Annotated in this window: 33 protein-coding genes; 23 read left to right on the top strand and 10 right to left on the bottom strand. The window is 44.7% G+C overall.

The features are described 5' to 3' along the window. Positions 1-7 precede the first annotated feature (7 nt). Both CQS04_RS11850 and CQS04_RS11845 read left to right on the top strand, forming a co-directional pair. The gene (locus CQS04_RS11850) at positions 8-1,327 is read left to right on the top strand and encodes a D-serine ammonia-lyase (protein ID WP_100354330.1); all 1,320 of its coding nucleotides are present in this window, start codon (positions 8-10) and stop codon (positions 1,325-1,327) included. Beyond that, positions 1,324-1,800, top strand: a complete 477-nt coding sequence (locus CQS04_RS11845; protein ID WP_100354329.1) for a VanZ family protein — start codon at positions 1,324-1,326, stop codon at positions 1,798-1,800. The genes CQS04_RS11850 and CQS04_RS11845 overlap by 4 nt, the downstream gene beginning before the upstream one ends. On the opposite strand, the gene CQS04_RS13840 is transcribed toward CQS04_RS11845, so the two are convergent. Beyond that, entirely contained in the window at positions 1,782-1,949 is a 168-nt protein-coding gene (locus CQS04_RS13840; protein WP_165775531.1) for a hypothetical protein, read from the bottom strand. The two genes, CQS04_RS11845 and CQS04_RS13840, sit on opposite strands and share 19 nt — an antisense overlap. Before the next feature lie 74 nt (positions 1,950-2,023). On the opposite strand from CQS04_RS13840, the gene CQS04_RS11840 reads away from it, so the two are divergent. Both CQS04_RS11840 and CQS04_RS11835 read left to right on the top strand, forming a co-directional pair. Next, the gene (locus tag CQS04_RS11840; protein ID WP_100354328.1) at positions 2,024-2,428 is read left to right on the top strand and encodes a hypothetical protein; all 405 of its coding nucleotides are present in this window, start codon (positions 2,024-2,026) and stop codon (positions 2,426-2,428) included. An 82-nt stretch (positions 2,429-2,510) separates the two neighbouring features. Beyond that, a complete protein-coding gene (locus tag CQS04_RS11835; RefSeq protein WP_100354327.1) occupies positions 2,511-2,894 on the top strand; it encodes a DnaJ family domain-containing protein in 384 nt (127 codons plus the stop codon). Between the two features lie 40 nt (positions 2,895-2,934). Here the strand turns inward: CQS04_RS11835 and CQS04_RS11830 are convergent, their stop codons facing one another. Both CQS04_RS11830 and CQS04_RS11825 read right to left on the bottom strand, forming a co-directional pair. Continuing rightward, positions 2,935-4,236, bottom strand: coding sequence for a DUF4179 domain-containing protein (locus CQS04_RS11830; RefSeq protein WP_100354326.1), 1,302 nt, complete (start codon positions 4,234-4,236; stop codon positions 2,935-2,937). Beyond that, entirely contained in the window at positions 4,181-4,762 is a 582-nt protein-coding gene (locus tag CQS04_RS11825; protein ID WP_165775530.1) for a sigma-70 family RNA polymerase sigma factor, read from the bottom strand. Before CQS04_RS11825 ends, CQS04_RS11830 begins: the two co-directional genes overlap by 56 nt. Positions 4,763-4,866: 104 nt before the next feature. Here CQS04_RS11825 and CQS04_RS11820 point away from each other — a divergent pair, with 104 nt between their 5' ends. Next, complete coding sequence (locus CQS04_RS11820) at positions 4,867-5,292, top strand: protein-tyrosine phosphatase family protein (protein WP_100354324.1); 426 nt, start codon at positions 4,867-4,869, stop codon at positions 5,290-5,292. A 40-nt stretch (positions 5,293-5,332) separates the two neighbouring features. Here CQS04_RS11820 and CQS04_RS11815 read toward each other — a convergent pair whose 3' ends face one another. Beyond that, positions 5,333-5,572, bottom strand: a complete 240-nt coding sequence (locus CQS04_RS11815; protein WP_100354323.1) for a hypothetical protein — start codon at positions 5,570-5,572, stop codon at positions 5,333-5,335. 95 nt (positions 5,573-5,667) lie between these two features. Between CQS04_RS11815 and CQS04_RS11810 the strand changes: the two genes are divergently transcribed. From CQS04_RS11810 to CQS04_RS11750, 13 genes are all read left to right on the top strand, one after another. Beyond that, positions 5,668-6,111, top strand: a complete 444-nt coding sequence (locus tag CQS04_RS11810) for a hypothetical protein (RefSeq protein WP_100354322.1) — start codon at positions 5,668-5,670, stop codon at positions 6,109-6,111. Positions 6,112-6,142: 31 nt separating this feature from the next. Then, positions 6,143-6,781: a FusB/FusC family EF-G-binding protein gene (locus CQS04_RS11805; protein WP_100354321.1), complete on the top strand. Its 639-nt coding sequence runs from the start codon at positions 6,143-6,145 to the stop codon at positions 6,779-6,781. Between the two features lie 63 nt (positions 6,782-6,844). Next, entirely contained in the window at positions 6,845-7,057 is a 213-nt protein-coding gene (locus CQS04_RS11800) for a hypothetical protein (protein WP_100354320.1), read from the top strand. An 11-nt stretch (positions 7,058-7,068) separates the two neighbouring features. Further along, on the top strand, positions 7,069-7,497 hold the full coding sequence (locus CQS04_RS11795; RefSeq protein WP_100354319.1) for a hypothetical protein: 429 nt from the start codon (positions 7,069-7,071) through the stop codon (positions 7,495-7,497). A 68-nt stretch (positions 7,498-7,565) separates the two neighbouring features. Further along, positions 7,566-8,354: an HAD-IIA family hydrolase gene (locus CQS04_RS11790; RefSeq protein WP_100354318.1), complete on the top strand. Its 789-nt coding sequence runs from the start codon at positions 7,566-7,568 to the stop codon at positions 8,352-8,354. A gap of 7 nt (positions 8,355-8,361) precedes the next feature. Further along, positions 8,362-8,763: a thiol-disulfide oxidoreductase DCC family protein gene (locus CQS04_RS11785; RefSeq protein WP_100354317.1), complete on the top strand. Its 402-nt coding sequence runs from the start codon at positions 8,362-8,364 to the stop codon at positions 8,761-8,763. A 17-nt stretch (positions 8,764-8,780) separates the two neighbouring features. Next, on the top strand, positions 8,781-9,182 hold the full coding sequence (locus CQS04_RS11780; RefSeq protein ID WP_094943040.1) for an RDD family protein: 402 nt from the start codon (positions 8,781-8,783) through the stop codon (positions 9,180-9,182). Between the two features lie 106 nt (positions 9,183-9,288). Then, complete coding sequence (locus CQS04_RS11775; RefSeq protein ID WP_100354316.1) at positions 9,289-9,861, top strand: sugar O-acetyltransferase; 573 nt, start codon at positions 9,289-9,291, stop codon at positions 9,859-9,861. Then, a complete protein-coding gene (locus CQS04_RS11770; RefSeq protein ID WP_100354315.1) occupies positions 9,854-10,054 on the top strand; it encodes a hypothetical protein in 201 nt (66 codons plus the stop codon). Before CQS04_RS11775 ends, CQS04_RS11770 begins: the two co-directional genes overlap by 8 nt. Further along, positions 10,051-10,410, top strand: coding sequence for a hypothetical protein (locus CQS04_RS11765; protein ID WP_100354314.1), 360 nt, complete (start codon positions 10,051-10,053; stop codon positions 10,408-10,410). The genes CQS04_RS11770 and CQS04_RS11765 overlap by 4 nt, the downstream gene beginning before the upstream one ends. Beyond that, positions 10,407-10,853: an aminoglycoside 6'-N-acetyltransferase gene (gene aac(6'), locus CQS04_RS11760; protein ID WP_100354313.1), complete on the top strand. Its 447-nt coding sequence runs from the start codon at positions 10,407-10,409 to the stop codon at positions 10,851-10,853. Before CQS04_RS11765 ends, aac(6') begins: the two co-directional genes overlap by 4 nt. A 1-nt stretch (position 10,854) precedes the next feature. Further along, positions 10,855-11,586: an SDR family NAD(P)-dependent oxidoreductase gene (locus tag CQS04_RS11755; RefSeq protein ID WP_100354312.1), complete on the top strand. Its 732-nt coding sequence runs from the start codon at positions 10,855-10,857 to the stop codon at positions 11,584-11,586. 69 nt (positions 11,587-11,655) lie between these two features. Then, positions 11,656-12,159 carry a VanZ family protein gene (locus CQS04_RS11750; protein WP_100354311.1) on the top strand — a complete coding sequence of 168 codons (504 nt, stop codon included), beginning with the start codon at positions 11,656-11,658 and terminating at the stop codon, positions 12,157-12,159. 5 nt (positions 12,160-12,164) lie between these two features. On the opposite strand, the gene CQS04_RS11745 is transcribed toward CQS04_RS11750, so the two are convergent. Further along, positions 12,165-12,713 (bottom strand): MFS transporter, encoded by a 549-nt coding sequence (locus CQS04_RS11745; protein WP_100354310.1) that lies wholly within the window; start codon positions 12,711-12,713, stop codon positions 12,165-12,167. Continuing rightward, complete coding sequence (locus CQS04_RS11740) at positions 12,710-14,143, bottom strand: FAD-binding oxidoreductase (RefSeq protein ID WP_100354309.1); 1,434 nt, start codon at positions 14,141-14,143, stop codon at positions 12,710-12,712. Before CQS04_RS11740 ends, CQS04_RS11745 begins: the two co-directional genes overlap by 4 nt. A 129-nt stretch (positions 14,144-14,272) precedes the next feature. Between CQS04_RS11740 and CQS04_RS11735 the strand changes: the two genes are divergently transcribed. The 5 genes from CQS04_RS11735 (at position 14,273) to CQS04_RS11715 (ending at position 17,400) form a co-directional block, all read left to right on the top strand. Beyond that, positions 14,273-14,476, top strand: a complete 204-nt coding sequence (locus CQS04_RS11735; RefSeq protein ID WP_100354308.1) for a hypothetical protein — start codon at positions 14,273-14,275, stop codon at positions 14,474-14,476. A gap of 37 nt (positions 14,477-14,513) precedes the next feature. Then, the gene (locus CQS04_RS11730; RefSeq protein WP_100354307.1) at positions 14,514-15,161 is read left to right on the top strand and encodes an SDR family oxidoreductase; all 648 of its coding nucleotides are present in this window, start codon (positions 14,514-14,516) and stop codon (positions 15,159-15,161) included. Positions 15,162-15,247: 86 nt separating this feature from the next. Beyond that, entirely contained in the window at positions 15,248-15,754 is a 507-nt protein-coding gene (locus tag CQS04_RS11725) for a class I SAM-dependent methyltransferase (RefSeq protein ID WP_100354306.1), read from the top strand. Further along, a complete protein-coding gene (locus tag CQS04_RS13900) occupies positions 15,751-17,109 on the top strand; it encodes a hypothetical protein (RefSeq protein WP_174688402.1) in 1,359 nt (452 codons plus the stop codon). Before CQS04_RS11725 ends, CQS04_RS13900 begins: the two co-directional genes overlap by 4 nt. A gap of 96 nt (positions 17,110-17,205) precedes the next feature. After that, entirely contained in the window at positions 17,206-17,400 is a 195-nt protein-coding gene (locus CQS04_RS11715; RefSeq protein WP_100354305.1) for a hypothetical protein, read from the top strand. A 40-nt stretch (positions 17,401-17,440) separates the two neighbouring features. On the opposite strand, the gene nfsA is transcribed toward CQS04_RS11715, so the two are convergent. The 4 genes from nfsA to CQS04_RS11695 form a co-directional block, all read right to left on the bottom strand. Further along, the gene (nfsA, locus tag CQS04_RS11710; protein WP_100354304.1) at positions 17,441-18,172 is read right to left on the bottom strand and encodes an oxygen-insensitive NADPH nitroreductase; all 732 of its coding nucleotides are present in this window, start codon (positions 18,170-18,172) and stop codon (positions 17,441-17,443) included. A 91-nt stretch (positions 18,173-18,263) separates the two neighbouring features. Next, positions 18,264-19,262: an inorganic phosphate transporter gene (locus CQS04_RS11705; RefSeq protein WP_100354303.1), complete on the bottom strand. Its 999-nt coding sequence runs from the start codon at positions 19,260-19,262 to the stop codon at positions 18,264-18,266. A gap of 9 nt (positions 19,263-19,271) precedes the next feature. Continuing rightward, positions 19,272-19,892 (bottom strand): DUF47 domain-containing protein, encoded by a 621-nt coding sequence (locus CQS04_RS11700; protein ID WP_100354302.1) that lies wholly within the window; start codon positions 19,890-19,892, stop codon positions 19,272-19,274. Between the two features lie 200 nt (positions 19,893-20,092). Beyond that, complete coding sequence (locus CQS04_RS11695) at positions 20,093-21,406, bottom strand: short-chain fatty acid transporter (RefSeq protein WP_100354301.1); 1,314 nt, start codon at positions 21,404-21,406, stop codon at positions 20,093-20,095. Positions 21,407-21,565: the final 159 nt, after the last annotated feature.

Raw genomic sequence — 21,565 nt, 5'->3', positions numbered from 1 at the left:
GGTTCTCATGGTCACACACGAACAGTTAGTAAACGAGTTTCCTATTATCAAAGCACTTGCCAATAAGCAGGAAATCTTATGGATCAACGAAGATAGAATGCCGGCAGAGGTCGCTTTGTCGTCAGCATTGCTGACAGCTATTGATGTAGAAGACGCAGAAGCCAGATTGCACCGCTTTGCTCCCTATTTTGTAAAAGCGTTTCCGGAGACTAGAGAATCAAATGGGTTCATCGAATCTGAGATTGCATACATACCAAAGATGCAGCAAGCATTGAATGAGTATTACCAAGTCGAACTCCAAGGACAACTCGCCATGAAGTTTGATAGCCATCTTCCGATTTCAGGATCGATCAAAGCTCGTGGTGGAATTTATGAAGTGATTAAACATGCGGAGACTCTTGCGCTTAATTCAGGCTTGCTTCACTTGGACGAAAACTATGAGAAGTTGGACTCCGACGAATTTCGCAACTTCTTCTCGAACTATTCGATTGCTGTAGGTTCTACTGGGAATCTCGGGCTGAGCATTGGCATCATCAGTGCCAAACTAGGGTTTCATGTGACCGTACATATGTCTGCGGATGCAAAGCAGTGGAAGAAAGAGTTGCTTCGCGAAAAAGGTGTTGAAGTGATTGAGTATGCGTCAGATTACAGTCTGGCTGTTGAGAGAGGACGAGAGCAGGCGGCAGGAAACCCGCATTGTCACTTTATCGATGATGAAAACTCGACTGATCTTTTCCTTGGATATGCAGTCGCGGGTGTTCGTTTGAAAGCGCAGTTACAGGAGCAGGGGATTGTAGTTAATGACGAACATCCTCTTCACGTCTACTTACCATGTGGAGTAGGCGGTGGTCCCGGTGGTGTAGCATTTGGGTTGAAGCTTGCGTTTGGAGATGCTGTACATTGTTACTTTGCAGAACCTACCTCTTCGCCTTGTATGACGCTCGGACTGATTACGGACTTACATGATCAGATCGCCGTTGAAGATATTGGGTTAGACAATCGGACAGAAGCGGACGGCTTAGCTGTAGGACGAGCCTCTGGATTTGTTGGGAAGGTCATGAAACCGTTCATGAGTGGCTGTTTGACAGTTTCCGATGAGACGTTATTCCATATGATGCACATGTTCCATGAAGCGGAAGGCATTTTCCTGGAACCTTCTGCGTTTGCGGGAATGCCTGGAGCGTATCAAGTTGAAGAAGTGCACGGAAAGCACAGCATAGCGACGCATCTCGTATGGGCTACAGGTGGGGGCATGGTGCCAGAACCAATGCGAAATGAGTATCTGCAAAAGGCAGCTTCTCTTTATTCAGACTGGAGAAAAGAATGAAGTATAGCAAAGTGATTGGCTGGATCGGATTTAGTTTGTATCTGTTCGTTCTTTTGACGTTGATGTTTGTTGTATCTCGGGTTGGAGGGATGGCTCAGGCCTATTCGATCCAAGAGAAGTTTCAATACATGAGTAATTTTGTGCCGTTCGAGACGATCGGCTCTTATGTAGAGGCGTATCAAAACGGTACGATGAACACGGATATCATTGTGCGGAATCTTGGAGGAAATATGATTGCCTTCACACCATTTGGCTTCTTTTTGCCATTACTATTCGAGCGTTTACGGAAGCTCGTACCTTTTCTTTTAGTATTCGTGAGTTGTTTATTCATTCTCGAAACCATCCAGCTCCTCACAGCACGTGGGAGCTTTGATGTGGACGATTTCATCTTAAATGTGCCAAGCGCTCTACTAGGATGGGGAATCTTTATGATCGGTGCTCGGTTGTTTCTTCGTCAAAGTCCGTGTGTGTAGTGGTTGTCACCCATCGTGTAGTTACTGTCTTCACCGGGTTTGCCATTAGCGTTGATCGGGCTGTGGTGCGAGCGACTCCTTTTGCGCTTCTTATCCGTGACAAGAGCTAGACTTAGAGCAAATGCAATAAAGCCAAAGAATATCCACATACGTTTCCACACCTTTCTTGTTTGATAACTATACATGAAAAATATGTAAAAAGTTTCGTTTAAGGTGGATATTCATGGAAAAGTACAGTTTTATTCCGAAGAAACTTTTCACTTCAGAACTTGCAGTAACTATTCGTCGTAAAGAAGATTTTGCGGAAGCCATTAGTAAGGACCTAAAAGAAATCTACAAGCAAGACTTGAAGAGAAATGAAATATACATAGAATTCTGCAGAGATATAGATGGGGATATCGACAAGACATTAACAGAATCGGATTGTTTTAAATCAGAGTACCGTTCTCAAATACGTGCCTATCGCTATGACGAGGACCTTGACGAGGAACCTATAGATAGCATAGACATTTGGTATAATTTTTCCGGAAATCCTTCTGGGGGAAGTCTTTTAAATGTCCCTAATGATGAACTTGAAGAGTTACTTAAACAATGGCTAGATATTGATGGATGGATTTCTGAGATGTAAAAATTCACCAAACAGTCACAAACCTCACAAGGAAGTCGAGCAATTTTCTCGAAGAGTATAAAGAGAAAGCGAGGCGGACAAGATGAGCGAAGAAAAACCGTTGTTTACAGATCTGATTGGAGAAATCTTGAAAGAATACTCGAAAACCGGTGGCATGGACAATCTTCCGGGGACCGGAAAACCTCTTTCTGAAGAGTATCTCTCAGGAGATGTTTTTCAAAATTTTCAACGCATTGCAAGAGAACAAGGCTACAAACCGTATTGGTTAGAGTTGCAACATGAAATTCGCGATAGCCTCCAGGGTCTTCACCGCGACATAGAAGCAGGTAAAAAGCGAGATGCAGAACTGCGCTTAAAACAAATCAATGACAAGATCTATAAATACAATCAGCAGTGCCCACCACCCATGCAAAAGGGTTCGGTGCGGATGGAAAATCTTGAAGCCGCATGTGCGCGCTGGCAATAAAAAAGCAGCTCTCCTGCCATATGGAGAGCTGCTTTCGTCATTATTGGATGATTTGGATTTCAGCAGACCCGTCTAAGTAGTGTGGGTATGCATTGAATTCGATTTTCGTATCTCCCAAGAATGTATCAATCTCGTACTGTGCCTCTACATGATGGCGTCCATTATGAGTTGAGAACCCTTCACTGGCAAGAAAGACTTTCTCTTGAGTTTCTGTATGAGCAGTCCAAAGAGTTCCATGAGAGAAAGAATCGTTCACTTGTTGCATATTAAGTGTTAATGAATTATCCCCTGTCACGGTCACTTTTAAATCTGCATAAGGAGGTGCATATAAGACCTTACGTTCAATAAAATTGACTAATAAATAATCTTCTCCTTTAGGTAAAGCTTGAACTCGATCAATAAACAAATTGAGCTGTTCAGGCTCATCAAAATAGCTACTTTGGTAATAGTAGGTTATTTCAGTGTTATCTTCGTTGAACGTGCCCGTAACTCCATTTTGAATTGTGCCCCAAACTTCCCCTTTTTGATCTCTTAGTTCCATTTTTTCAATGTTGTAAATTGTATCAGGATTCTCTGCATCATAGGAAATAGTAATACCAATCTTACGAGGTGAAACGATGGCTTCTTTAAAGTGTAGAGTGTTACCATCAATTTCAACATCCTGATTTAGCGTATAAACTTTTGATGGTTTCATAGGATTTGGTAACTCAAAGTCGATTGAAAACGTAGTTTCTTTGGCATCTTTCAATTGCACTTCGAAAGTGTAATTACGCGTTGTGACATCGACGGGATTTTCATAGTGAAAATGAACCGTATCCTCAAAACGTCCTTGTTTCTGTGCATCTGGATTATTGTAGTTATAACTAGAAGGTATATTCATTTCATTCGCAAAGATTTTATGACTCTCTCCACGGAACTCTACTCCTTCTGCAGACTCAATAGTATAGAACACGACCATCCCTTGTTCATCTGGAATGACACCATCGATGGTTAGGGTTTTGTAATTCACTTCTTGAGAGATTCCAAGCGCTTGGTAGTAATCATTTTGTATAGCGCTCAGAAGACCTCGATCGTCTTCTCCTTGAACATACTCAACAATTCGCTCCATTCCAGGTAACTGACTTACTGCTGAAGCAAATGCAGGAGAGACGCGAATGGATGTGACGAATAGGAAAATGAGAGCCGCAGCAACGAGAGTGGGCCATGCAACTCGAAGAGTTGTCCGTCGTTGTTTGGCTTTTCGAGCGCCTTGCATCACAGCTTGATTCAAAGCATTTTGAGGTATTTCAATCTTGTCCAGTTCGTGCTGAGCTTGTGAAGTCCAGTTGTCGTTCAAAGACATCGCGATCGCCTCCTTGATTGTTTGATTTTTTTCGAAGCAGTTCTAAGCTTTTATGAATACGAGATTTGACCGTCCCTATCGGAAGAGTTTCAATCGCAGCAATTTCTTCAATAGATGCTTGTATATAATACCGATAATAAAGCAAACGTTGTCGGTCTATAGGCAATGTTTGGATCAACTCGAAAAAAGGAAACTCTGCGGCACTGGTCTGTCCTCGTTCTACTGCATTAAATAGAGGCAGTATCTGACGCTTTCTTTTAAATTGGTCATGACAGTAGTTGATCATGATACGTATCATCCAAGTTTTCGCGTAAGCAGGTTGCCGAAGTTTCGGTAGTTGTTGGTAAACGCGAACGGTAACTTCTTGAACGGCCTCAAGAGCATCGTGTTCATTTTGTAAAAAAGCAAATGCGGTTCGGTATAAATCGTTTTGTACAGTCTGAATCAATGTAAGAAATGCAACTTCATCTCGAATCTTGGCGCGTTCAACCAGTTCGGCATCCACATCGACCACCTCCTTACTCATTAGACACAGCATATCAAGAAACGTTCACTTTATTTCAAAAATTTTTTAATGCGTACGAATAAGCAGAGCGGGTATAGTAAAAGAAGAGAAATGGAGGGAGAAGAATGGCAACTTATAACGAATTATTACCAGGGAAAGTGTATATAGGTGGCGCAGATGCGGCACCGGAAGTGGCGAAAAATGAACAGGTCGATGTAATTTACGACTTACGTGCAGAAGCTAATGAACGAGGAGAGTTATCGACCCCTGAAAGTGTGTCATTGCCTCTTATCGAAGACGGAGAAGGACAAGCCAATACTGTAAAGCAAGTAGCAGAACAGATCGTTGCAGATGTAGACGCTGGAAAATCTGTTTATTTCCATTGCCAAGGCGGTAGCGGTCGAACAGGGACGGTAGCTGCAGCGGTATTACTCGAAATGGGACGCGCCTCGTCAGTTGAAGATGCGATTCAACAAGTTCAGAGTGTACGTGATTCTGTAAAAGTTAGACCAGAATTCCAGCAAGCTTTACTCGAAATTTATGAAAAGTAATTGACAATCCCCTTCTAGCAAAAGTCTAGAAGGGGATGTTTTATTGCAGGTGACCTTCACGCCACTTGTTGCGGCGGAATATGGTGACGACGAACAATGCCCACATTTGAATAGTTAAAATGTATAAAATCCAAGTAAGCGGGTGATCATGGAAAAAGTACAATAAAATAAAGGTGTGAGCTAGTAACGCAAGAAATCCATAACGAACGACCCCAAGTTCAGCAAAAGTAGCTTGAATCGTAGCAAAAACAATCAATAGAAATAGGGGGAGCCATAACATGAAAACACCTCACTTTTCTATAGTTTACATAATTTTCTTATAATTAGATACTCTTTATTTATAAAAATGGTAAAATGGAGGAAAAGGAGAGTGCTATGAGACGGTATATCGCACTATGCTTTTGTATGCTAGCTGGATTTATCATTTATTTTGTCTTATCTAGTATCCCCATGGATGCATCTTTTGAGGAATGGAAGGAAGAGCTTGGAGATTTCGACGACTATGAAATCATACATACGGCTGCCTTGCCACGTAGACAACAAGTAAAAGTTCTCAAGTTAACCGAGTCATCAGGTGAACGGTGGATGGTCCTTGTCGGGCAGAATCGATTGACACATTGGAAGCTTATAGACAGTGTAGATCTAGGGATTTATTCTATTGACTCACCAAATGACCACGTAGAAAATCCACTCCTCTCTGCAGGATATTTAGCTAGCGATGAAGTACCTCCAGAGGACTGCATTCATATTGATTTGAAAGAAAGTTCCCATTCTCTTTGGTACAGGTTGCATGAATCGGGAAATCACTTAGGAAATTAGGTACAATAGAGTGAGGAAGGGGGCTTTCCCAATGGAATTTCTCACGGTTGCTAATTACCGATTACTTACAAAACAAACAACTAAACTATTAAATGCTCTAACCACTTCGAAGGATAAAGATGTCATTGCAGCTGTTAAGGGTTTGATTGAAACCGAGCTTCGCAAAGCACTTCCCGAATCACAAGAGACTCAGTCAATTATTGATCAAGTGAACGAAATCACGGATCGCACTCATGCCGACCTCTTTTTGCATGCTGTAAAGGCTTATGTTATTCCATTCCATGCACCTCAGGCAGAAGATTTAAAACGGCTCTTTAAAAAAGAGAAACGTCTACGTATTCCACCATTGACAGCATATGACTGGAAGGAAATCAGCTATTTCTCATGGAAAGATTCTGGCACGCACCGTCAATATTTTGTTTTAGAACAAGAAGGAAAGTGGCAGACATTGCAGGGGGTCACAAAGACAGATACAGTGAAAGGCGTTTGTCGTATTTGCCGTCAGCATACGTTAGTCAACTTGTTTACTGCGACTGTGAAGGGCAAGACAGAGGATGCTTTCACCTCCTATAGTCATTACATCTGCGAAGATCCCGCTGTGTGTAATACAAATTTAGACAATTACGAGCAGATTACTACATTTGTTGAAGAAAATCGCAAACAAAAATAGAGGAATTGACCTAGGCCATGTAGAACTATAGCAGTAGATATTCTACGGAAGAGGTGTACGGCTATGTTCTCTCTTATTCGCTTTGTACTCTGGGTCGTCTTTATTTTTATTTATTTTAAACTTGCTGAATGGGCTTGGACCTCTTTCGCTCCAGAGTTATCTGGCGGAGAAGTACTACTCGTCAGTATCGTCATGATGATGCTGTGCGTCGCCGTTGCACAGTGGACCGTATGGAAAATCAGTGAACTGTTTGTTCGTGAAAAATATTACGAATAAGGAAGTTATGCATGAAAATCATACATAGTTTGATCCTGTTCATGCTGCTTGGAGCGCCACTAGTTTCGGCAGCCTATGAATTTGTCGTCCATGAAGGACGAGTATACGAAGTAAAGTCTTCAGAGCCTGTCACTTCAGATGAAATTGGAGTGGCCATTGGAGAAGTAACCGAAGAGACTTCTGAGATGACCTCTGGGGCATCCAATGCGTTTCCTGTTGGAACCTTCTTTTATGAGATTCGCGGAGTCGATCGCTCGGAAGCCATTGCTGTAGAGACCAGTCCAGGTGTTTACGTGCAAGCAACCTATACGGAGTCTTCAGAAAGCGGCCCAACCATCTGGACGATTCTTTTAGGTATCGTCGGACTTCTTGTTGTCGTGGTGGGGACAATGTCCTTCCGCAATCAGCGTAGCCATATTAAACAATACCGTGATGAGTAACCGTCCTGTGAGCAGGGCGGTTTTTTTGAAACTCGTGGCGGGTATAGCGGTAAAAAGGAGTGGAATATATGGCAGGATTTTTATTTGATCTGGACGGCACGATTTATCGGGGAAACGAGATGATTGAAGGCGCACTTGATACATACAATTGGCTGATAGAGAAGGGTCATTCTGTAGTTTTCGTCACAAATAAACCGATTCAAAGTCAAGAAGAGTACCATGCGAAATTAACAAAAATGGGATTTCGTTTAGAAGTTAACCAAGTGGTCAACTCTTGCTACGCGACAGCCATCTATTTGCAGCGTTCAGGTAACGAAGGGGATCGTCACTATGTCCTTGGGGAGCAACCACTAAAAGACGAACTGAGCCAAGCAGGACTTGTCATGACAGAAGACTGGCGAGAAGCACAGACCGTAGTGCTGAGTTGGGACCGGCAGTTCACCTATGATAAACTGAATAGACTATACCAAGCATGGAACAACGGGGCGCGCATAGTGGCGACGAATCCAGACGTCACGTGTCCAGTTGATGGGGGAGAAGTGCCAGACTGTGGAACGCTTATTGCAGCTATAGAAGCAGCAACGAAAGAGCCTATCACAGAAATTGGTGGGAAGCCATCGAAGCTGATGGCTGATCTTGTATTGTCAGAACTCCTCAAGCTTCCTGCTGATCAGTGCTATATGATAGGAGATAGGTTAGAGACCGACATCTTGATGGGGAACCGAGCAGGTATTCCGACCGTCTTAGTCATGAGTGGTGTGACGACGCCAGAGATGGCAGCTCAGTCAGATATCAAACCTTGGATCACGTTACCAAGTGTCAAAGAACTTCCCGCATTCCTCACAAACGAAAGGTGAGAATACCATGAAACCTGAACAAATCGTACTGTACGACGGGGTCTGTAATTTCTGTGATTCCAGTGTGCAATTTATTTGGAAACGAGATTCGAGGGGAATCATTCACTTCGCTTCCCTTCAAAGCGAGCAAGCCCAAACCATTTTGAGACAGCAACAGATTCCAGCCGATACCGATAGTTTTATTTTCATTGATAAAGGTAAAGCCTATGTAGAATCGGATGCGGCTTTCAGAGTAGCTCGCTATTTAGACAAGCCTTGGAAGTATCTCGCTGCAGGACATGTTGTTCCAAAATTTTTAAGGAATGCAGGGTATCGGCTGATCGCTCGCAACCGCTACAAGTGGTTTGGTAAGAAAGAAGCTTGTTCGATTCCCCCAGTAGCAGTACGTGCTCGATTCTTAGACGCCTAAAGGAGAGGATGGATGACATGAAAGACTTATCAAAAAAGAGAACAAAAGCGGTATTGATTGATACGGCAGTCGCAACGGCGGTTTCTTTAACAGTAGAAGCTGCGCTAAAAGGTGTGACGAAAAAGAACCGTTCAGCAGAAGCTGTTTATGCTACGTTGTTGCCAACAGTCGTGATGTGGGGACTTGAAGCACTCCAATTTAAAAACAACGGTCAGACCCTTGGGTATAAACTGATGGGACTGAAACTTGAGACGCAGGATGGACGTGTGCCAACGTGCGAACAAGCCCTGAAACGCGCTGTGTATCGTGATACGCTCAGTACGTTTGATTACTTAAAAGACCGACGTGGTTTCGAGGGAGAAGACGGTGCGGAGTTTCCACATGATCGCAAATACGATTTAGTAGTTCGAGAAGTTTAACTGTACACTCAAGCAAAACTGTCAGAGGAAATTCCTCTGGCAGTTTTTTTGATTTTTGTATTTTGCAGTGTTTTTCGAGATAATGGCAGAAAGGGGAGTGGACGGAATGACAGAGAAAGAGAAGATGTTGGCAGGTAAGATGTACTTAGCCAACGATCCTCAGCTCGTGGCAGAGCGAATGCGTGCCCGCGAGCTTGTACATAGTTACAATCAGACACTTCCACAACAAACAGAAAGGCGAATGGAGCTACTGGCAGCCTTGTTTGGAGAAACGGCAGAACCACCAATCATTGAGCCCTCACTTCGTGTAGACTATGGCTATAATATTCACACGGGAAAAGCGTTTTTCGCCAACTTTGACTGTGTGTTCCTTGATGTTTGTGAGATTCGTTTTGGAGATCGTTGTATGCTAGGTCCTGGTGTTCATATCTATACGGCTACTCATCCACTTGATCCTGTAGAGCGTTCTTCCGGTAGAGAGTTTGCTAAACCCGTTGTCATTGGAGACGATGTTTGGATTGGAGGAGGAGCGTTGATCATGCCAGGAGTGACTATCGGGAATCGGGTGGTCATCGCTTCCGGTGCCGTCGTCACAAAAGATGTCCCAGATGACATGGTCATTGGAGGGAACCCCGCACGAACAATTCGAAAATGGAATGGAGAGTCCGTTCATGAATAAATCATCCGACCGCCGCTTAATGCTGATGTTTTTTCATTATCTCGTAAGTATTGCGGCACTGATTTTTATAGTGGTATACAGAGAATCTTTGCAAGAAGTGGGCACATTTTGGATTTATGTGCTAGTGACGTTGTTGCTCCTCGCCCTCGCCATCTTTGAGACGTACAGGTACCGAAAGGGGAAATCGTCATGAAACGTTGGAAGTGGCTCGCATTTGTTGTTTTACTGGTAGTCAATTCTGTCGTCATTTTCTATGCCTATCAAAATAGTCAGTACCGGTCAGCAGAAGCGCACGCAGGCTTTCCTATCGCAAAAGAAGCGGAGCGCATTGAACAGTCGGACGGACTGACCATTTACGAATGGGACAAGGCCAAACGAAATGGAGATGTCCCTCTAAGTTACCGCCTTATCATCTGGCAACGCGGATGGGAAAAGACAGCGGAACAAGGTACTACGACTTTTTATAAAAAGGGTGATTATCAAATCATGCTGACTGCGCTGGAGAACGAGATCAGTTTGCATGACGTTCCTGGAGGCGAAGGGGAATGATCATCCGCCAATTGACAGCACAAGAGCATCTGCATCTGATTCCTCTCTTACAAGCTCTTTGGCCTGGTCAAGAACGGGCTGAGTGGTTGGAAGAGCTGGAAAACTCAACTCGCGATCCAGAAGTAGTATTCTTTCTTGCATGGGAATGTGTACACGCCATTGGATTTTCACAAGTGCAACTCAGACACGACTACGTAGAGGGAACAAACTCAAGTCCTGTTGGGTATTTAGAAGGGCTCTATGTGCATCCAAACTATCGCCAGAGAGGCATTGCGCGCCACTTAGTCACTGCCTGCGAAGAATGGGCTTCTAGCAAGGGATGTTCGGAATTTGCAAGTGACGTGGAACTACCGAATGTGGATAGCCAGCGCATGCATGAGAAACTCGGATTTCAAGAAGCAAATCGAGTTGTATGTTATGTAAAACCATTGGGAGGGAATTGACATGGAACTAGCTGTAGTGACAGGCGCTTCAAAAGGTCTTGGAGAAGGACTAGTAGAGAGCTTTCTTGAAAAAGGGATTCCTGTAATTGGGATTGCACGAAGTGAGACGCCCAAGCGTGAAGGGCTCACGTCTCTGTTATATGATTTGTCTAAATCAGGAGTACCACTTACCGCTGCGGAACATGTGTGGCAAGAAGTTGTAAAAAGCAGCGCAACTAAAGTGACCCTGATTCACAATGCTTCCGTAATTGATCCAATCGAGCGTATCGGAAAACTAGATCCAGACCGAGTCGAGACGGCATTTCGTGTCAATGTCATGGCACCGATGCTGATGACAAATGTATGGCTTACGAAAGCGAAATCATGGGATGGTCAGTTGACCATTGTAAATGTGACGTCTGGAGCAGGGTCTCGCCCGATTTCAGGATGGAGCGTATACAACAGCACGAAAGCTGCCATCAATATGCACACGCAGGTGGCGGGACTTGAGCTCGATCAGCAAAACAGTAATCACCGCGTTATTGCTTACAATCCAGGTGTAATGGACACAGGCATGCAAGAAACGATTCGCAGCTCATCAGAAGAGGCATTTGCTGATGTTGGACGTTTTCAGGAGCTAAAAGAAAAAGGGGATCTACGCTCACCAAGGACAGTCGCCGATGCACTGGTTCAACTTTTAGATGCGCCATCTATCGAAAATGGCCGAATCTACAGTGTGACCGAACTCTTGTGACAGTCGTCTGTTCCCGAAATTTGTTGTAGAATGAAAGTCTATTCCATCAATTGAGGAGAACACGACACCATGCGAACTTTTACGAAAGGTGCGTTGTGGCTCACATTTCTAGCTTATTGTGCGCTCGTCGTACAATTTGTCGTGCTAAAAGAAATGGACGCCCAGAGCGCCGTTAACAACATCTTTGAACGCCAGCGTCCGAGTGAGTGGACGACGAATAACTTTACTCTTTTTGAAACCATCGGGCTGTACTGGAACGATTCTCGAATTCCTTGGACCGTGCGTATCTCCAATCTAGGAGGAAACGTGCTAGGCTTCGTCCCCTTTGGATTGCTGTTTCCTTTATTGTTTCGCTGGAAGCCCTATCTGATTGTCACGCTAGTTTTCGGATTCCTGTTCAGTCTGGTACTCGAACTACTCCAGTGGTTCATGGCAGTGGGCAGCTTTGATGTAGACGACTTGTTGTTAAATACAATCGGCGTGTTCGTCGGGTATCTGGCTTTTCGTTTGCTGCATCTAACCCTACCGATTCGAAAGTATTTGTATCCACAAAAAGCAAACCGCTCTTCCTGAGGATTTCAGGAGAGCGGTTTTTTGATACGGTGAATCATCACCGCGCTACTTGCAAACAACAACGATGCGAGGAAGAACAAGGCACCGATGGTCAAAAAGTCCACCAAATACCCAGTAGCGATGATGGCAACTGCAGCAGCGACACCCGTAACCGTGTGATAGTTACCGATGGTTTTTCCTGCTTTGTCTGTTGTCGTGACCCGCGCGAGAACTGTCTTTTCACTGTTCCGGCCAATAGCACCGAGTAGCCCCATTACGATTTGCACGATGTAGATCTGCCAAACATCCGTGAGAAACGGTAAGACGAGAAGCACAAGTGCCATGCCCCAGCTATAAACTAGCAGCAATCTCTGATCGCCTACTCGGTCAGACAGTCTCCCAATCCACGGGTATGCTAGCGCCGACGATAACGCAAACAAACCATACGCCCAACCGAACTGGGCATAGCTGTCTCCTACATTTCGAAGCAGGAGAATGTAGAAAGGGAAAATCATAGCACTCGCCATGCCGATTACACTTTGAAACTGGATGAATTGACGAAGCGTCGGGGTCATTCGAAATACTCCTTATACCATAAATTTTGAAAGCGGCCTTCAGGGTCAGCCTGTTCTTTAAACTGTTGGAAGCTCTGCCACTTCGGATAGGCTTCTTTAAACTGTTTTCGAGTCGGGAACTGGTAGTAAGGCAGGTAGTAACTGCCGTCATGAGCAAGTGTAGTCGCTACCATTTCTTCGATGGCAGCATCCGTCTCTGCTAAACTGTCCTCATCAAGTGGTTGATGGATCAGTAGCACTAGAGAAAACATGTCACTAGTGGCGTAGTTGAGTACCGTGTCTTCATTCCTCTCCACATACCGAACGGTGATATTTAACAAGTTGATATCGTGGCGCTCCAGTACTTCGCGTAAGGCGTCGATGTAGGAAACGTACTGTTCGATAGGAACAAAGTATTCTTGCAAGACCTCCGTTCGAGAAGACGACTCGTAATCCATAAACGTAGAATCAGAGCGCATAGCGTTGTTGCGAGTGATCAGGTCGCCGTCGAGTCGTTCTGAATAGGTTTGCTGCACGTCCCAGAACCAGTCTTTTCCGGTGTCACTATAGCGGGCAACTCCTAACATAAACTTCGGTATGGCAATGATCCGTTCTTCAGAAAGCTTTGCATAGTCGTCACGCAACTCCTGATTGAGAGCTACTAAGTAGTTCGTTACATACATGTCTTTTAAAAAAGTATCAGGCGCCGTCGAAAGTCGAGCCAAGTGCATCTTTGCCTCAGGATTTTCTAAAACTTGTTCTTTAAAATACTCCGGGTAGTCTTGATAATCTAGTTCTGCAGTTTGCTGCACATACAATTCATCTTCAGTCAGACGAAGAGTCACATCGAGGATAATTCCGAATAGACCGTACCCTCCTAAAACGTGTTGAAAATAGTCGGCGTGTTGATCCTTTGATACATCTAGAATGGTGCCATCTGCTGTCAATAATCGGAACGATTCAATGCTCTCACTAAGGGCGTTGTAGCGAAGATCCCGTCCGTGTGCATGGACGCTCATGGTACCGCCTACTGTAAAGATGCTTTGCGACTGCGTGACTTGGAGCGCAAGTCCGTGGGGTTGTATGTACTCTTGAATTTTGGACCAAGTGGCTCCGCTTTGTACAGTAAGCGTCTGGGCGGTCGGGTCGAAAGCGAGAATCTCATCGTACTCTTTCATATCTATAAGCCAACCACCGGGGTACAGCGTTTGTCCGCCTTGACTATGTTGCGTACCTGCTAATGTGATGACGCGGTCCTCTTTAGCCGCTTCATTTAGTAGGTCCTGAAGTTCATTTGTTTCTGTAGTTGCTGTGATACGTTTCATTTGAGTAGGTAGGAGCTGAGCTCTATCTTCGATAACCGCAGTCTCTACATGCTGTGGATAATAGACAACAGCTGTTCCGAGCAGAGCCAGATAGATGGTGCTCATAAAGACAAACGATTTTTTCATAAAAATCTCCTTCACGCTTAATGAAATGGTTGACGTATCCTTAGTGTACCAGGTTGCAGGAATTCAAGACGTTCTATTTGTGGTGGATGGAAGGTGTATGATAGGTTAGAGAACAAAGGTGGGAACAACATGAGATGTACAAAGAGCCTTCTTTACGGGGCAGCTATTTTTACAGGCCTCCTCGTGACGCTAGGCAGTCTCTGGGTTGCGATGAAAACGAGTCTTCCTGTACTCGACCATCCTTTGATGGCCATGGTCATTGTAGCAGTCTGCTATGTGGCGATGGAAAAATCGGTGACCTATCTGGCGAAAAAGAGAAGCTGGAGCTGTTGATGTTGCTGTGAGATCGAACGAAAAGGAGAGATTTCACATGAAAGTATTCGTAGTAGGAGCAAATGGGCAAGTCGGACAAGAATTGGTCAACACGCTACACAAAGATGAAGCACATGAAGTCACAGCCATGGTTCGTAAAGACGAGCAACAAAAAGAGTTTGAAGAAAAAGGGGTTCATGCAGTGTTAGCTGACCTGGAAGGCTCCGTCGACGATTTAGCGAAAGCAATGCACGGCTATGATGCGGTCATCTTCGCAGCAGGTTCTGGTGGCAGCACAGGTGCTGACATGACGTTACTCATTGATTTAGACGGTGCAGTAAAAACTGTGGAAGCTGCTGAACAAGCTGGCGTCAAACGCTACGTCATGTTGAGTGCCTTCGGTGTCGGAGACCGCTCCACATGGAGTGACGAAATCAAACCGTATTATGTCGCCAAATATTACGCGGATCATCACGTAGAAGAATCCTCTCTAGATTGGACAATCCTGCGTCCAGGTGCTTTGACAGACGATGCGCCAACAGGCCGCTATGCAGCAGGCAAAGATGCAAAGCCGGGTGACATCACTCGAGACGATGTCGCTCATGCTCTAGCGCACGTTGTAGGAGACTCTTCAACTTATGGAAAGTCCATTGAACTCGTCAATGGAGACCATGAATTTGGGGACGCTCTGAAAAGTGGATTGTAAGAATCTTTAAATGCCGTAGCTGACAAGTCTGTCAGCTGCGGCTTTTTTCTAGCCAGTGCTATACTGAAGAAAAAGGAGGCGCCGCCATGCACAGTACCTACCAATGGATTGCGAAAGAGCTGAAACAGCAACGTGTACGGACGGTTGTCGATTTCGGAGCGGGAGAGGGAATGCTCACTCAGGAGCTCTTGAAAAATGCCCAAATTGAAACGCTTTGGGCTCTTGACTCTTCAGTAGACACTCTCGCGCGACTCCAGCGCTATGCCAAACGAGCAGCTCTCCACTTCGCTTGGGGTTCTTATTTCTATTACGACGACCAGTGGAAGGCAAAAGACTCCATCATCTTACATGATCTTTTCGAACGCGTGGAATCCCAGCGTCTTGAAGCGGTCCTTCACTTATTTTTACACGATTATTTCCCGAAACATCTCGTCCTCATACATTCAAAAAATCTGCACACTGTAGAGGAAGACAACTCGTTTCAAGAGTGGTGTCACACGATGAATGTGCACCAAATTTATACACTACGATTTCAACAGACAGAGGACTCGACGGTCGTCATCTTCACTAGAAAGGAGTGGACACGACCATGAGTGAACCGAAATGGATTGAACTAGGGAAAGGTCTCGATATTATAGGAGATATTCACGGCTGTATGGACGAGTGGCTTTTGCTTCTTGAGAAGCTTGGCTACAAACAAAGTGCAGACGGTTTCTACCGGCACCCTGAAGGACGCAAAATTCTGTCGCTCGGAGACATTATGAGTCGTGGCCCTCGCTCTCTCGACAGCCTCTTGTTTTTTGAAGCTCACATAAAAGCGGGACTCGCTTATATGATTGATTCCAATCATGGCTGGAAGATTGCGCGCTGGTTGGACGGCCGCAAAGTTACTTTGGCGCACGGCGATGAACGGGTTGAGGAAGAATTTCTGGATTACGAGAGACAACACGGCTCTCTTGCCACAAACCGCTTGAAAGAACGAATCAAAAACATGTTACTAGATGCACCATCTCATTATGTGATTCAAGATAATGGAGCTTCTGTAGCAGTAGCTGTACATGCAGGCATTCGGGACGATTATATCGGCAAACAGTCTCCAAAGATTGCTGATTATTGTAGGTACGGACCAGTGGTGGGAGTGCAGAGGAACGGAAAGCCAAAGCGTGGTGACTGGACCATTCACCACCACTCACCTGAATTAATTATTTGGGGACACGATCCCAGACCGGTTGCCTTAGAAGTGCAACGTACCATCAATATTGACCAAGGAGCCGTCTTTGGAGGCGATTTGACCGCCCTTCGTCTACCTTCTAAAGAAATCGTTCAAGTGGAATCCCAAGACTATGCGCAAGCAGCAATCAATCCTCTAGAAGAATGGTTTGAAAAGCGGCGGAAAGCACCGGCATTCAAGAAATGGTTAAACGGATTTACAGTCCAGACAGAGACTGGGAGAGAAATCCAAGTAGAACCGACTGGGGTTCTCGAAGCATTAGATCATTTCTCGAACCGCGCGCTACCTCTTGAGCAAATAGTCTACTTGCCGACAGATGATAAACATGTCAGTGTTCTCGTTTTTAAAGATCAGAGTGCAGCTCATAGATGGACCGGCTTATCGGATCTTCTCTTAGTGGTGGATTCTCAAGGCTGTGCAGTCGTGTCGAAAGGTAAAGAAGGAGAGTCCCTTAAGAAGCACCTCTTCGAGCTAATCGAACAGAGCCAAGACTTAACAAGGCTTGAAAGCGATTGGCTGCTGTATGAAGGCGTGATGGCAGGCGACAACATTCAGTTGAAGAACTTGCTTGCTTCAGAACATGGAGTAGAACTATCAATAAAAAATGGAGCGTCCATACAACAGGAGCTTGCGTTTGAGGGCATCAAGCGGCTCATTCGATTAGAGACCGTGGAGCGCATTCATGAGTGTGTGCTCGCTGCTTACTTATTAAAATGAAACTGTAACGAAATCAACTCTTAAACGTACTGAAATAGTACAGCAACATTTCTTGTATATACTAAAGGCAATATAAGGAATGTAAGGAGGGGAAGGATGTACAGTTTGATTACCGATGTATGGAGTGTTGTGAAAGGATTTATGGCACTCACCGTTTATATCACGATTGGATGTTTAGGGATTGTCGGAATTGTTTATATGCTGGCACATCACTTCACACCCACTTCCGCCGTCACAGCGTTCGATGATCAGATTCGCTTCGTTTGGGAAACCATACGATACCGACTATAAAAGCAGCTTCTCCGAAAAACGGAAAAGCTGCTTTTTTAGGTTAGTTCATTTCATATCCTTGTTTCTTCAAGAAGTCCGTGATTTCTGCCCGGCGAGGAGCTTTCAAGAAATCAGCCATTTGTTTCGTCCACGTGGTCGACTTCTGATTGGAGCTCCGGCGCTTGTAATAAGCTGAGATGGTCTCGTCGTACGCAGGAAGCAATGTTTCATACTTTTTCGCATCGTAGTTGTTTTCGTGAAGAATGGCTTCGACTGGAAGGCGAGGTTTCACTTCATTGTGTTCGTTTGGAACACCGACTGTTAAACCATAGACAGGGAAGACGCCTTTTGGGAGCTCCACAAGGTCGCTGATCGCTTCCATGTTACTCCGAATTCCTCCGATATAACAGATGCCGTACCCTTGAGATTCTGCAGCAAGCGCGAGATTCTGTGCCAGCAAGCCCACATCTGTTACAGCTACAAGTAATTGCTCGGCGTAATCGTAGACGATCGGTTCGCCGTGCATCTCACTGGCGTGCTGAAGTCTCCGGTAATCCGCACACATCAAAAATACGGCGCCCGCTGTCTCCATTTGTTGTGGGTTGCTAGAGAGCTCCCCAATTTTAGAGCGCTTTTCTTTATCGGTTACCCAGACAATACTATAGGCTTGGACGAAATGGGAAGTGGCGGCCATTTGTGCTGCTTCTACTAATTCAACAACTTGCTCACGAGACAGTGGCTGGTCTTTATAGTCTCGCACGGAAGCATGAGCTTTCATCAGTTCTAGTACCATTGAAACGCATCCTCTCTCTATGTAAGTAAGTTTATCTTAGCATTCCTAATTAAAAACATGCACTCGAACGAATCGAGTACATGTCTGAAATTTAAAAGATTAAGTTTAGAAGCTGGTAGAAAAGCGCTGCTAGTAAGGCTGAAATCGGCAATGTGATAATCCATGTGATCACGATTTTACGTGCGACGCCCCATTTCACGCCTTTAACTCGTTGTGCCGAACCGACTCCCATGATTGCAGATGAGATGACATGTGTCGTAGAAACAGGAAGCGCAATTGTCGTTGCACCAAAGATGATCATGGCAGAGGACAGGTCCGCTGCTGCTCCGTTGACTGGACGAATCTTCATGATCTTACCGCCGACCGTCTTGATGATTTTGTAACCACCCACTGAAGTTCCAAGACCCATTGCAGTCGCTGCTGCAATACGGACCCACAGGGGAATATCTGTAGTCGTTTGAAGGTTCGCTGCGATTAAGGCCATTGTAATGATCCCCATCGCTTTTTGAGCATCGTTCGTACCGTGTGTAAATGCTTGTAGCGCAGCCGTGCCGATCTGGAAGATACGGAAGCGTTTGTTGGTCTTGTACAGACTCGCATTTTTAAAGAGCACTTTGAACAAGCTCATCATCAAGAACCCGACTGCAAGAGCGATGAATGGTGAAATCAATAAAGCTTGTAAAATCTTCAGGAAGCCCTCGTAATTCAAAATGGCAAATCCGGCTGCTGAGATAGCTGCTCCTGCAATCGAGCCGATAAGGGCATGGGAAGAACTCGATGGAATACCGTAATACCATGTGATCAAGTTCCAAGTGATAGCAGCTAAAAGAGCAGCAAGGATGATGACGGACCCGTTCGATAAAGCGAAAGGATCGACGATGTCTTTTGTAATCGTTTTGGCCACACCTGTGAAGGTGAGGGCGCCGACAAAGTTCATGATGGCTGCAAGCAATACAGCTTTCCGTGGACTGAGGGCCCTAGTGGATACGGAAGTAGCAATAGCATTGGCTGTATCATGGAACCCGTTGATAAAATCAAATGCTAACGCAAAGATGACAACTAAGATGGTGAGTACTAGTAGGATATCCATAGTCGTCTCCTACGCGTTACGCATGATGATCGTTTCGACTGTGTTCGCTACGTTTTGAGTATAGTCGGCGATCTCTTCTAGTTTTTCGTACAAGTCTTTGAACTGGATGATGCGAATTGGGTTCGTCTCTGTAACAAACAATTGCTTTAGAGAAGAACGGAACACTTCGTCGCATTTGCGTTCAAAGTCTTTGATCAAGATAGAGTGGTCACGCATCGCAAGAAGCTTTTTCTTTTGAAGAAGCTCCATCGCTTTGACCATCTCGTCACTTGCTTTGACAATCAGGTTGACGAAAGTACGCATAGAATCGTCAATCTCTAGTAAGGAGTAAATTTCTAAATGTGCTGTGAAATGCTCAAGACCGTCAATAACATCATCCATACGGACAGCAAGTGCTAGAATATCTTCGCGTTCGATTGGAGTCATGAAGGCATTATTAAGTCGTTCAATTAAATCGTGGACTAATTTATCTCCAGCCGTTTCATACTTTTTCATTTGCAGCGCTAAATCTTGCAAATCTTGCACGGTTGTCACTTTAAAGTCCTCCGCGTAATGAGCTGCTTTTTGGACGTTCAGAGCAATCTCATGAAGTGAGTGAAAAAATGGATCTGGCTTTTTAGAATCAAACATAAGTGTCCCTCCTGGACAAAAGAAATTTGAAAACTTCTACATAGTACCACCAAATTTACTTTATCTCTATACTTTTTACTCCCAAATTGCAAACTTTACATTACCGTAATAATAAGGATTTGATTATTTTTGGTAGTATATAAGTATAATGTTATAGAAAAAACCACCGAAACCAGTTCGGTGGTTGTAGTATGTGCTTCTTAGAAGAAGAACAATCCTAGGCTGATGACAATTCCGCTAAGGATGAGAACAAATACACAGTAACCCATGATGTCTTTTGCTTTCAGACCCGCAATAGCAAGTGCTGGAAGAGCCCAGAATGGCTGAATCATGTTTGTCCAAGCGTCTCCCCAAGCGATGGCCATAGCTGTTTTCGAATAGCTGACGCCAAGCTCAGATGCTGCTTGTAACATAATCGGTGCTTGCACGGCCCATTGACCGCCACCTGATGGTACGAAGAAGTTGACAACTCCTGCCGCGTAAAACGTAAACAGATGGAACGTGTGCTCATTCGAAATGCTCACGATAGCAGTCGAGATGACACCTGCAAGTCCAGATGTCACCATCATTCCCATGATCCCTGCATAGAACGGGAACTGGATGATAATCCCACCCGTAGTCTTAACCGCATTGTTCACTGCTGCTAAATAACTGCGAGGCGTTCCGTGGAAAGCGATTCCGAGGATCACGAAAATCAAGTTGACGATATTCAAGTTCAAGTCAAACCCTTTTGTGACAAAATGCCAACCTAGGTAAGTCAGACCCAGTACTGCGATTAAAACGGTTAAAATATAGCTGTCTTCCATACGAGAAGCCGGTGTGATCTGCTCAGGTCTTTCAAGGATCACTTCGTCTTCAAGTAGTTTCGGATCTACTGTAACTGTATCTTCCGGTTTCGGCATCATCCAGCGATTCAACAAGGGAATCGTGACAAGAAGTGCCACTACAATTACTAAATTATATGTAGAAAAAATCGTTTCTGAAGTCGGAACGACCCCCATAATGCCTTGGAACGGATGGTCTGGTGTAGCAATCGATAATGGAATCGAACCAGCAAGACCGCCGTGCCAAATGACGAAACCTGAATACGCACTCGCAATTAGCAAACGGTAATCAACCGTAGTCACTTTCTTGGCAATCTCTTTTGCGAATAAGGCACCGATGACGAGACCAAATCCCCAGTTGATCCAGCTTGCAACTAATGAAACGATAGTGACTAATAAAATGGAGCCACCTGGAGTTTTTACGGTACCGGCCATTTTGTTCAAAATTCTTTTGATCGGTGGGCTACTCGCTAGAACGTGTCCGGCTAGAAGAACCACGACCATCTGCATCGTGAACATCAACAGTCCCCAGAAACCATCTCCCCAATAAACGACCATGTCGAGTGGGCTAGACTCTGTAAGACCTACACCTAATGCGAAAACGAGTAAAGTAAGTAGGGCAACAAAAATATAGGGATCAGGTAAAAAACGCTCCATAATCCGGTTAGATAAACGTGTAAGGGTTTTCATAAATGCCTCCTCAAAAAATAAATTTTACAAATTGAAGTATAACTTAAATTCAGAACATTCTCTAGAGTTGAATTTTTTTATCTATTTTTTGAAACCTTCTGGATATCGAGTCGTATAGTAGATGACCACTAAAAATGACGGATTTTGGCAGGTGAACCA

Source organism: Chryseomicrobium excrementi (genome assembly GCF_002798305.1).
GTDB lineage: Bacteria > Bacillota > Bacilli > Bacillales_A > Planococcaceae > Chryseomicrobium > Chryseomicrobium excrementi.
The sequence above is the reverse complement of the archived record's forward strand: the minus strand, read 5'-3'. Positions and strand labels throughout refer to the sequence as shown.

Bases quoted from the DNA above. Each gene is read 5' to 3' on its own strand.
- CQS04_RS11845 (WP_100354329.1), top strand. From the start codon at position 1,324: ATGAAGTATAGCAAAGTGATTGGCTGGATCGGATTTAGTTTGTATCTG.
- CQS04_RS11775 (WP_100354316.1), top strand. From the start codon at position 9,289: ATGACAGAGAAAGAGAAGATGTTGGCAGGTAAGATGTACTTAGCCAAC.
- CQS04_RS11750 (WP_100354311.1), top strand. From the start codon at position 11,656: ATGCGAACTTTTACGAAAGGTGCGTTGTGGCTCACATTTCTAGCTTAT.
- nfsA (WP_100354304.1), bottom strand. From the start codon at position 18,172: ATGGTACTAGAACTGATGAAAGCTCATGCTTCCGTGCGAGACTATAAA.
- CQS04_RS11770 (WP_100354315.1), top strand. From the start codon at position 9,854: ATGAATAAATCATCCGACCGCCGCTTAATGCTGATGTTTTTTCATTAT.
- CQS04_RS11820 (WP_100354324.1), top strand. From the start codon at position 4,867: ATGGCAACTTATAACGAATTATTACCAGGGAAAGTGTATATAGGTGGC.
- CQS04_RS11765 (WP_100354314.1), top strand. From the start codon at position 10,051: ATGAAACGTTGGAAGTGGCTCGCATTTGTTGTTTTACTGGTAGTCAAT.
- CQS04_RS13840 (WP_165775531.1), bottom strand. From the start codon at position 1,949: ATGTGGATATTCTTTGGCTTTATTGCATTTGCTCTAAGTCTAGCTCTT.
- CQS04_RS11830 (WP_100354326.1), bottom strand. From the start codon at position 4,236: ATGTCTTTGAACGACAACTGGACTTCACAAGCTCAGCACGAACTGGAC.
- CQS04_RS11800 (WP_100354320.1), top strand. From the start codon at position 6,845: ATGTTCTCTCTTATTCGCTTTGTACTCTGGGTCGTCTTTATTTTTATT.
- CQS04_RS13900 (WP_174688402.1), top strand. From the start codon at position 15,751: ATGAGTGAACCGAAATGGATTGAACTAGGGAAAGGTCTCGATATTATA.
- CQS04_RS11825 (WP_165775530.1), bottom strand. From the start codon at position 4,762: ATGAGTAAGGAGGTGGTCGATGTGGATGCCGAACTGGTTGAACGCGCC.
- CQS04_RS11705 (WP_100354303.1), bottom strand. From the start codon at position 19,262: ATGGATATCCTACTAGTACTCACCATCTTAGTTGTCATCTTTGCGTTA.
- CQS04_RS11785 (WP_100354317.1), top strand. From the start codon at position 8,362: ATGAAACCTGAACAAATCGTACTGTACGACGGGGTCTGTAATTTCTGT.
- CQS04_RS11840 (WP_100354328.1), top strand. From the start codon at position 2,024: ATGGAAAAGTACAGTTTTATTCCGAAGAAACTTTTCACTTCAGAACTT.
- CQS04_RS11850 (WP_100354330.1), top strand. From the start codon at position 8: ATGGTCACACACGAACAGTTAGTAAACGAGTTTCCTATTATCAAAGCA.
- CQS04_RS11745 (WP_100354310.1), bottom strand. From the start codon at position 12,713: ATGACCCCGACGCTTCGTCAATTCATCCAGTTTCAAAGTGTAATCGGC.
- CQS04_RS11725 (WP_100354306.1), top strand. From the start codon at position 15,248: ATGCACAGTACCTACCAATGGATTGCGAAAGAGCTGAAACAGCAACGT.
- CQS04_RS11795 (WP_100354319.1), top strand. From the start codon at position 7,069: ATGAAAATCATACATAGTTTGATCCTGTTCATGCTGCTTGGAGCGCCA.
- CQS04_RS11715 (WP_100354305.1), top strand. From the start codon at position 17,206: ATGTACAGTTTGATTACCGATGTATGGAGTGTTGTGAAAGGATTTATG.
- CQS04_RS11810 (WP_100354322.1), top strand. From the start codon at position 5,668: ATGAGACGGTATATCGCACTATGCTTTTGTATGCTAGCTGGATTTATC.
- CQS04_RS11805 (WP_100354321.1), top strand. From the start codon at position 6,143: ATGGAATTTCTCACGGTTGCTAATTACCGATTACTTACAAAACAAACA.
- CQS04_RS11790 (WP_100354318.1), top strand. From the start codon at position 7,566: ATGGCAGGATTTTTATTTGATCTGGACGGCACGATTTATCGGGGAAAC.
- CQS04_RS11755 (WP_100354312.1), top strand. From the start codon at position 10,855: ATGGAACTAGCTGTAGTGACAGGCGCTTCAAAAGGTCTTGGAGAAGGA.
- CQS04_RS11730 (WP_100354307.1), top strand. From the start codon at position 14,514: ATGAAAGTATTCGTAGTAGGAGCAAATGGGCAAGTCGGACAAGAATTG.
- CQS04_RS11700 (WP_100354302.1), bottom strand. From the start codon at position 19,892: ATGTTTGATTCTAAAAAGCCAGATCCATTTTTTCACTCACTTCATGAG.
- CQS04_RS11780 (WP_094943040.1), top strand. From the start codon at position 8,781: ATGAAAGACTTATCAAAAAAGAGAACAAAAGCGGTATTGATTGATACG.
- CQS04_RS11695 (WP_100354301.1), bottom strand. From the start codon at position 21,406: ATGAAAACCCTTACACGTTTATCTAACCGGATTATGGAGCGTTTTTTA.
- CQS04_RS11740 (WP_100354309.1), bottom strand. From the start codon at position 14,143: ATGAAAAAATCGTTTGTCTTTATGAGCACCATCTATCTGGCTCTGCTC.
- CQS04_RS11835 (WP_100354327.1), top strand. From the start codon at position 2,511: ATGAGCGAAGAAAAACCGTTGTTTACAGATCTGATTGGAGAAATCTTG.
- CQS04_RS11815 (WP_100354323.1), bottom strand. From the start codon at position 5,572: ATGTTATGGCTCCCCCTATTTCTATTGATTGTTTTTGCTACGATTCAA.
- CQS04_RS11735 (WP_100354308.1), top strand. From the start codon at position 14,273: ATGAGATGTACAAAGAGCCTTCTTTACGGGGCAGCTATTTTTACAGGC.